Here is a 7229-nt window from a genome sequence, read left to right as displayed (position 1 = left end):
GCCGCTGCCGCTGCCGCTGCCGCTGCCGCTGCCGCTGCCGCTGCCGCTGCCGCTGCCGCTGCCGCTGCCGCTGCCGCCGCCGCTGCCGCTGCCGCTGCCGCCGCCGCCGCCGCCGCCGCCGCCGCTGCCGCTGCCGCCGCCGCTGCCGCCGCCGCTGCCGCCGCCGCTGCCGCCGCCGCCGCCGCTGCCGCTGCCGCTGCCGCTGCCGCTGCCGCCGCCGCTGCCGCCGCCGCTTCCGCCGCCGCTTCCGCTTCCGCTGCCGCCGCCGCTTCCGCTTCCGCTGCCGCCGCCGCTGCTTCCGCCGCCGCTTCCGCTTCCGCCGCCGCCGCTTCCGCCGCCGCTGCTTCCACCGCCGCCGCCACTTCCACCGCCGCCACTTCCACCGCCACCGCTACTTCCGCCACCACCGCCTTTACCACTGCCACCGCCGCTTGCGCCGGAGTTTCCACTCCCCGAGGCCGCCGCGCCGCCAGCGCCATTGCCGCTCGCTCCCGCGCCACTGTTGCCCGAACTCGCCGCCCCGTTGCTGCCGCTTCCGCCGGCACGCTGCCCACACGCGGCGTTGTTCGGACCGGTGCAGTCGCGCGGCTGAAAGACAGTGGCCGCATCGTCCGCAGCGGCTATTTCACCGGGCGCTACGCCAGCGGCCACCTCGCCCGCCGCCGCCCCAGCGTCCTGCCCGAGTTGCGTCGCACCAGGCGCACCGCTGGCAGGCAGCGGCGCTTCGGCAAGCACGATCCACTTGGGGATCACGTCGGTAGAAGCCGGATACGCGGCCTCGGTTATCAGCAAAGCCACGCCGGCCACGATCACTGCACCCCGTACAACTCTCCACAGTAGTACTGATTGAATGATCTGGTTTTCATCACATCTCTCCCCGAGGGAACGCCGGCACCTCGCTGCTACCATCTCTCACGCTGATTCATCAGCGGCGTGCCTGTCTGGGCGCGAGCCTCGTCGCCTTCTTCGCGTTTGTTGTGCAGATGCCGGTACAACGCTCTCACTACTTCCCGGCTGTGTAGCCGGTGCGCTTATATGCGCTTCAGCAGTTTCGCGGCGATGCGCACAGGCGCGCCTCGCCGCGCAGATGAGCATGTGGCAGCCGCGCTCCCGATTCGTTGGTCTTCAGTGTCTGGACCCATACTTAGCGATATCCATGCCATTGCCCGCGGAGCCTTGCGGCATGTGGCACTGGACAGGGCAGTCCGATGCGCGCGAGGGAAAACCGCACGAAAACGTTTCGGCGATGAAACGAGCAATTAGAAAGGCGGCGCGTTATTCGTTGCGCTCGGCGTTTTCCGGCGCCTGGCCGGCGGCCTTGCCGTCGTCGAGGATGACCGATTGCAGCACGCGCAATTCATCGACGGGGATATGGCAGCGGATCCGATGAACGGCTGGCCGGCCAGCATCGTGGGAGTCGGCTTCGGCTTCGAGAAACGGCGGATCTTGCTGCTCGCAGATCGCGCCGAGCTTGCGCGGGCAACGCGTATGGAACACACAGCCGGACGGCGGCGATGCCGGGCTCGGCAGATCGCCCGACAAGCGTATGCGAGCTTTGCTGTCGTGGCCGTCGAGCATCGGTACCGACGATAAAAGCGCTTCGGTATAAGGATGATGCGGGCCGTCGAACACGGCGGCGGCAGGCCCGATTTCCAGCAGCCTGCCGAGATAAAGCACCGCGATGCGATCCGACAGATAGCGCACCACGTGCAGATCGTGCGAGATGAACACGTAGCTCACGCCGCGCTCGCGTTGCAGATCGGCGAGCAGGTTCAGAATCGCGGCTTGCACGGAGACATCGAGCGCGGAAGTCGGTTCGTCGCAGACCACCACGCGCGGTTCGCCGGCAAACGCACGCGCAATCGCCACACGCTGCTTGAGTCCGCCTGACAGTTGCCGCGTGCGCGAGCCGAGATAGCGTTCGGGCAAACGTACGGCGGCTGTCAACGTGGCGAGCCGCGCGTCGATAGCAGGGCCGCGCAACGCGGTGAGGCGCGAGAGCGCGCGGCCGATCAGCCGCTTCACCGAATGCGCGCGATTGAGCGCCGAGTCCGGATTCTGGAACACGATTTGGAGCGACTTGACCTGCTCATCGTTGCGGCGCGTGACGCGTGCGGCGAGTTGCGCGCCGTCGAGTTCGAGCACGCTGCCTGCATCCGGCGCGAGCAGGCCGAGCATCAGCTTGGCGAGCGTCGTCTTGCCGCTGCCCGATTCGCCGACAAGGCCGAGCGTCTCGCCGCTCGCGAGATCGATCGAGACCTCGTCGACGGCGCGCAGCGGTGCACCGGAAACGTGGAACGTCTTCGAGAGTTTATCCGCGCGGAGTACGAGACTCGGGCGCTCGCCTTCATGGGCCGCATGATGCTGCGGCGGTGCTTCCGGCGTCGCGCGCGGCAGTTCGATCGCGTGTTCGTGGTAATGGCAACGCGACATCTGATCGCCGTGCGCGGCGCTCACCCGATAGGGTGGCGGCGCTTCGCGGCGGCAACGGTCGTCGGCGAGGCGGCAACGGTCCGCGTAGATGCAGCCTTGGGTGACCGAGCCGGGCGAGGGCAGGTGGCCCGCGATCGTATCGAGCCGTTCGGTGTCCTTGCTGCGCCCGGCAGTGGGCAGGCAGCGCAGCAGTCCAACCGTATAAGGGTGGCGTGGCCGCGCGAACACATCCTTGGTCGCGCCTTCTTCAACCAGCTTGCCCGCATACAGCACGCCGACGCGCTCGCACATGCGCCCGATCACCGCGAGGTTGTGGCTGATAAACAGCACGGCGGTGCCGAGTTCCTCGCGCAGTTGCGCGACGAGGTCGAGCACTTCGGCTTCGACCGTGGCGTCGAGACCGGTGGTCGGTTCGTCGAGGATCAGCAGCGCCGGGTTCGACGCGAGCGCCATTGCGATCACCACGCGCTGCTGCATGCCGCCCGACAGTTGATGCGGATAACTGTCCATCACGCGCGCGGGCGCGGCGATGCGCACGCGCTGCAGTATCTCGAGCGTACGTTGCACGGCGTCCTCACGTGAAACGCCGGCGGCTTCGAATGCCTCGGTCACTTGCCGCGCGATCGTCAGCGACGGATTCAATGCACGGCCCGGATCCTGGTAGACGATCGAAATCGCGTTCGCGCGCATCGTGCGCAACGCATCGGCGTCGAGTTTCTGCACGTCCTGGCCGGCGATGACGATCTTGCCGGCCTTCACCTTGCCGTTGCGCGGCAAATAGCGCAGCGCCGCCATCGCCACCGTCGATTTGCCGCAACCGGATTCGCCGACGAGGCCATACGCTTCGCCACGCCGCACACGAAACGACACGTCTTGCAGCACTTCGCGATCGCGTCCGCGGATCCGGTACGTGACCGTCAGACCGACGACGGTTAGTGCATCCGTGCGATCGCTCTTCGAGACGTCGAAGGCAGGAAACGAAGCGGGCGGCGGGCCGTTCATCGGTCGAGGACTCCTTGCACGCTGTCGGCGATCAGATTGACGCCGACCACCAGCGTGGCGATCGCGCCGGCCGCGAACACGACCGTCCACCAGGCGCCGCCGGCCATTAGCGTGTACGACTCGGACAGCGCGAGCCCCCAGTCGGCGGAGGGCGGCTGAATGCCGAAGCCGAGAAACGACAGCGTGGCGACCGCGAAGATCGCGTAACCGAGGCGCACGGTCGCCTCGACGATGATCGGCGGCAGCACGTTCGGCAGGATCTCGGCGAACATGATGTACGGTGCCCGTTCGCCGCGCAGTTGCGCGGCGGCGACGTAGTCCAGATGCCGTTCGGCGAACACGGCCGCGCGTACCGTACGCGCGGTGATCGGCGTGAAGGTGATGCCGATTACGAGAATCACCGTGAAGTTCGACGCGCCGACCGCGGCCAGCGCGAGCAGCGCGACGATCACGAGCGGCAGCGCGAGCACGGCGTCGATCGCGCGGCCGATCACGTTATCGACCCAGCCATCGAAGTAGCCGACGATCAATCCCAATGCGGTGCCTGCCAGCGTGCCGAGCAAGGTTGCCAGCGGCGCAATCGTCAGAATGTCGCGCGCGCCGACGATTACCCGCGAGAACACGTCGCGGCCGAGCTGGTCGGTACCGAACCAGTGTGTGCGGTCGGGCGGCATCAGCGAGTTGAGCGGATCGGACGCATACGGATCGATCCGCACGATCCATTGCCCGGCGATCGCGCAGACGATCCACCACGCGACGATCAGCACACCGATCACGAACGTGGGCGAACGCAGCAGCACGCGCAACTGATCGAAACGCGGTTCATTAGCCTGATGTGGAGCAGGCGGCGCGGCCGGCGGAACGATCGTGCTCATTCGGCGCTCCTCACCCGCAGCCGCGGATTGAGCAGCACATGCAGCGCATCGGCAACGAGATTGGCGACGGTGTAGATCACGCCGACCGTCAGCACGCCTGCTTCGAGCATCGGAAAGTCTTTGGCCTTCGCGGCGTTGTAGATCAGCGAGCCGATGCCTTGATAGTGGAACAGCGTCTCGACGACCACGAGTCCGCCGATCATGTAGCCGAGCTGGGTGGCGGCGACGGTGATGGTCGGCAGCAGTGCATTGCGCAATACGTGCCGCCAGATCACGGTACGGCGCGGCAAGCCCTTGAGGATAGCGGTACGCGTGTAGTCGGCATCGAGTGCCTCGACGGTGCCCGCGCGCGCCATTCGTGCGATGTAGCCGAAGAACACCAGCACCAGCGGCAGCACCGGCAGAATCAGATACCGCAACTGTTCGAGCGCGCTCGCTTCGGGCGGATACGACGCTTCGATCGGCAGCCAGCGCAGCCACACGCCGAACACCAGAATCAGCACGATCGACGAGACGAATTCCGGCACCACGGTTGCCGACAAACCGGCGATGCTGATCGTGCGATCGAGCCAACGGCCCGCATGCATGGCCGACCACACGCCACCCGCAATGCCGAGCGGCACGACGACGATAAACGCGAGCAGACCGAGCTTCGCCGAATGCGCCAGCGCGCCGGCGATAAACGGTCCGACCGGCTCGCGATATGCATACGAGAGCCCCATGTTGCCGCGCACGAAATGCATGATCCACTCGATGTATTGCGTCAGCAGCGGCCGGTCCGCGCCGAGTTGATGATTGAGCGCGGCCACCGCGCGTGCATCGGCAAGCGGCCCCAGTACCGCGCGGCCGATATCGCCGGGCAGCAACTGGCCGCCCGCGAACACGATCACCGACAGCAGCCACAGCGTGATCAACGACAAGCCCGCGCGCGTCGCCAGAAAACGTGCGACGCGGCCCGCGTTGCCGCTTGAATTGCCACCTGAGGCGCGAGGCGCGGAAGGGGTCACCGTGGTCGACATCGTGATCTCCTGCCGAAGCGCAGTGCGCTCACGCGCTCAACACCGCGCGGTCGAAATAGAGTTGCGCGAGCGCGGTGAAGCGTACGCCGTTCACGCCCTTGCGCATCGCGATCAACTGATCGTAGAAGAACGGAATGATCACGGGTGTTTCGTCGAGCAGCAGCGTCTGGATCTGTCCGGAGAGTTTCTTCTGCGAGCCGAGGTCGACTGCCGCCACGAACTGCGCGACCAGTTGATCGTATTGCGGGTTCCTGAAGTGCGCGGCGTTCCACGTACCGTTGCTCGTGAGCGGCGCATTCAGAAACACGTTCGGCACGCCGCGATGACCGTAGTCGGTGATGCCGAGCGGCGAATCGAGCCAATCCGATTTGCCCGGCGTGCCCGCGCCGTAATACAGCGACTGGCTCTCGACCTTCAGGTTGATGCGCACGCCGATTGCCTTCGCCGCGTTCTGCACGACAACGGCAAGGTCGGGAATTTCCATATACTTTTCGGTCGTGAGCGTCACGTCGAAACCGTTCGGCACGCCCGCTTGCGCAAGCAACTGCCTGGCTTTCGCGATGTCGATCCTGCGTTGCGGAACGCCCGCATCCGAGGACGGAAACACCGGCGCAAACGGGCTGTCGTTGCCGAGTTGCGCACGGCCCTTGAACAGGCCGCGCACCAGCACGTCGCGATCGAGCGACAACGCCAGCGCCTGGCGCACGCGCTTGTCCTTGAACAGCGGATCGTCGTTGCGCATATGGATCTGCCGATGCGCGCTCGACTTCACGCCGACTGCCTTGAAGTCGGGATTGTTCAGGATGCCGGCGCCGCCCTGCACGGTGAAGGTACCCATTACGTCGGCCTGGTGGCCCTGCAGCGCGAGCATCTGGGCCTGTTCGTCGGCGTAGAACGAGAACTGTACGCGCTGCGGTAACGCTTTGTCGCCCCAGTAGCCGGGGTTGCGCACGAACGACGCGCCGACCTTCGCCTGATACTTTTCGAGCTTGAACGGACCGGTGCCGATAAAGCTCTTTTCATAGCCGCCCGCATAGTTCGCCGGCAGGATCACGGCGTTGTAATTGTCGGAGGAAACGTAATACGGGAAGTTGCCGTTCGGGGCGTCGAGATGGAACGCCACGGTCTGATCGTCGACCACTTTCGCGCCGCCTTTCGACAGCACGCCCTTGAGCACAGAGAGCGCCGCCGAACCGCTGGCCGGATCGGCGAGACGATCGAAGGTGGCGACCACGTCTTTCGCCGTGAACAGCTGGCCGTCGTGGAACTTGACGTTCGGGCGCAGCTTGAAGGTCCACACGTCGCCCTTGTCGTTCGGCTTCCACGACAGCGCCAGCGCGGGTTTCAGCATGAGGCGCTCGCCGTCGTCGTCGATCAGGAATTCGCCGGTCTGATTCAGGAGCGCGAGACTCGCTGCGTCGGTGACGGTCAGCGGATCGACCGCGCCGGCAGGCGTCAGATGGGCGACGCGGATCGTCGCGTTAGACGGGCTCTGGGCGCCTTGCGCACGCGCTTGCGGCGCGCTCAGGATGCCGCCGCCAGCCAGCGACAAACCGATCACGCTCGCGTAGCGCAGCAGGTCGCGGCGCGTGATGCGGCCCGCGAGGAATTCGTCGATGGCGTGGTTCCCGTAGGCGTCGGCGGTGCGGCGGGCTGCGTCGAGTTGGGGAAATCGGTCCGCGGGAGTCTTCATCGATGGAGTGTCCAGTCCGTTCTGCTGTCGGTTCTGAAGGGCCGCGCCGGATGCACGCGACAGGGCGATGTTATTGCTATGGCAAAAAGCGCTACGGCGAAAAGCGGTTTCAGTGTAAGCGATTGCCCGGGAGTTCGGAGCACCTGCGAGGGCGTCGGGTTCACGTTTGGCGGATAAAAGGGTCGGCGTGTGTCGTGGCGACAACGC

At 66.2% G+C, this 7229-nt stretch carries 5 protein-coding genes; all 5 read right to left on the bottom strand.

Annotation, left to right across the window (positions count from 1 at the left end; translation table 11 throughout):
• A partial coding sequence (locus SB772_RS35340; RefSeq protein WP_410837758.1) for a hypothetical protein occupies nucleotides 1-425 on the bottom strand: 425 nt, incomplete at its 3' end.
• An 850-nt stretch (nucleotides 426-1275) separates the two neighbouring features.
• Nucleotides 1276-3435: an ABC transporter ATP-binding protein gene (locus tag SB772_RS35335; protein WP_410837757.1), complete on the bottom strand. Its 2160-nt coding sequence runs from the start codon at nucleotides 3433-3435 to the stop codon at nucleotides 1276-1278.
• Nucleotides 3432-4310 carry an ABC transporter permease gene (locus SB772_RS35330; protein WP_410837756.1) on the bottom strand — a complete coding sequence of 293 codons (879 nt, stop codon included), beginning with the start codon at nucleotides 4308-4310 and terminating at the stop codon, nucleotides 3432-3434. Before SB772_RS35330 ends, SB772_RS35335 begins: the two co-directional genes overlap by 4 nt.
• A complete protein-coding gene (locus tag SB772_RS35325; protein ID WP_410837755.1) occupies nucleotides 4307-5329 on the bottom strand; it encodes an ABC transporter permease in 1023 nt (340 codons plus the stop codon). The genes SB772_RS35330 and SB772_RS35325 overlap by 4 nt, the downstream gene beginning before the upstream one ends.
• A gap of 28 nt (nucleotides 5330-5357) precedes the next feature.
• Complete coding sequence (locus SB772_RS35320; protein ID WP_410837754.1) at nucleotides 5358-7022, bottom strand: ABC transporter substrate-binding protein; 1665 nt, start codon at nucleotides 7020-7022, stop codon at nucleotides 5358-5360.
• Between the last annotated feature and the right edge of the window lie 207 nt (nucleotides 7023-7229).

Source organism: Paraburkholderia sp. SIMBA_030, from assembly GCF_046535245.1.
In the GTDB taxonomy this organism is placed as follows: domain Bacteria; phylum Pseudomonadota; class Gammaproteobacteria; order Burkholderiales; family Burkholderiaceae; genus Paraburkholderia.
Note: the sequence above shows the minus strand (reverse complement) of the source record. Positions and strands in the feature narration are given on the sequence as shown.

What these genes read in the sequence shown, in the direction of transcription:
- SB772_RS35320 (WP_410837754.1), bottom strand. Translation starts at nt 7,022, where the DNA reads ATGAAGACTCCCGCGGACCGATTTCCCCAACTCGACGCAGCCCGCCGC.
- SB772_RS35335 (WP_410837757.1), bottom strand. Translation starts at nt 3,435, where the DNA reads ATGAACGGCCCGCCGCCCGCTTCGTTTCCTGCCTTCGACGTCTCGAAG.
- SB772_RS35330 (WP_410837756.1), bottom strand. Translation starts at nt 4,310, where the DNA reads ATGAGCACGATCGTTCCGCCGGCCGCGCCGCCTGCTCCACATCAGGCT.
- SB772_RS35325 (WP_410837755.1), bottom strand. Translation starts at nt 5,329, where the DNA reads ATGTCGACCACGGTGACCCCTTCCGCGCCTCGCGCCTCAGGTGGCAAT.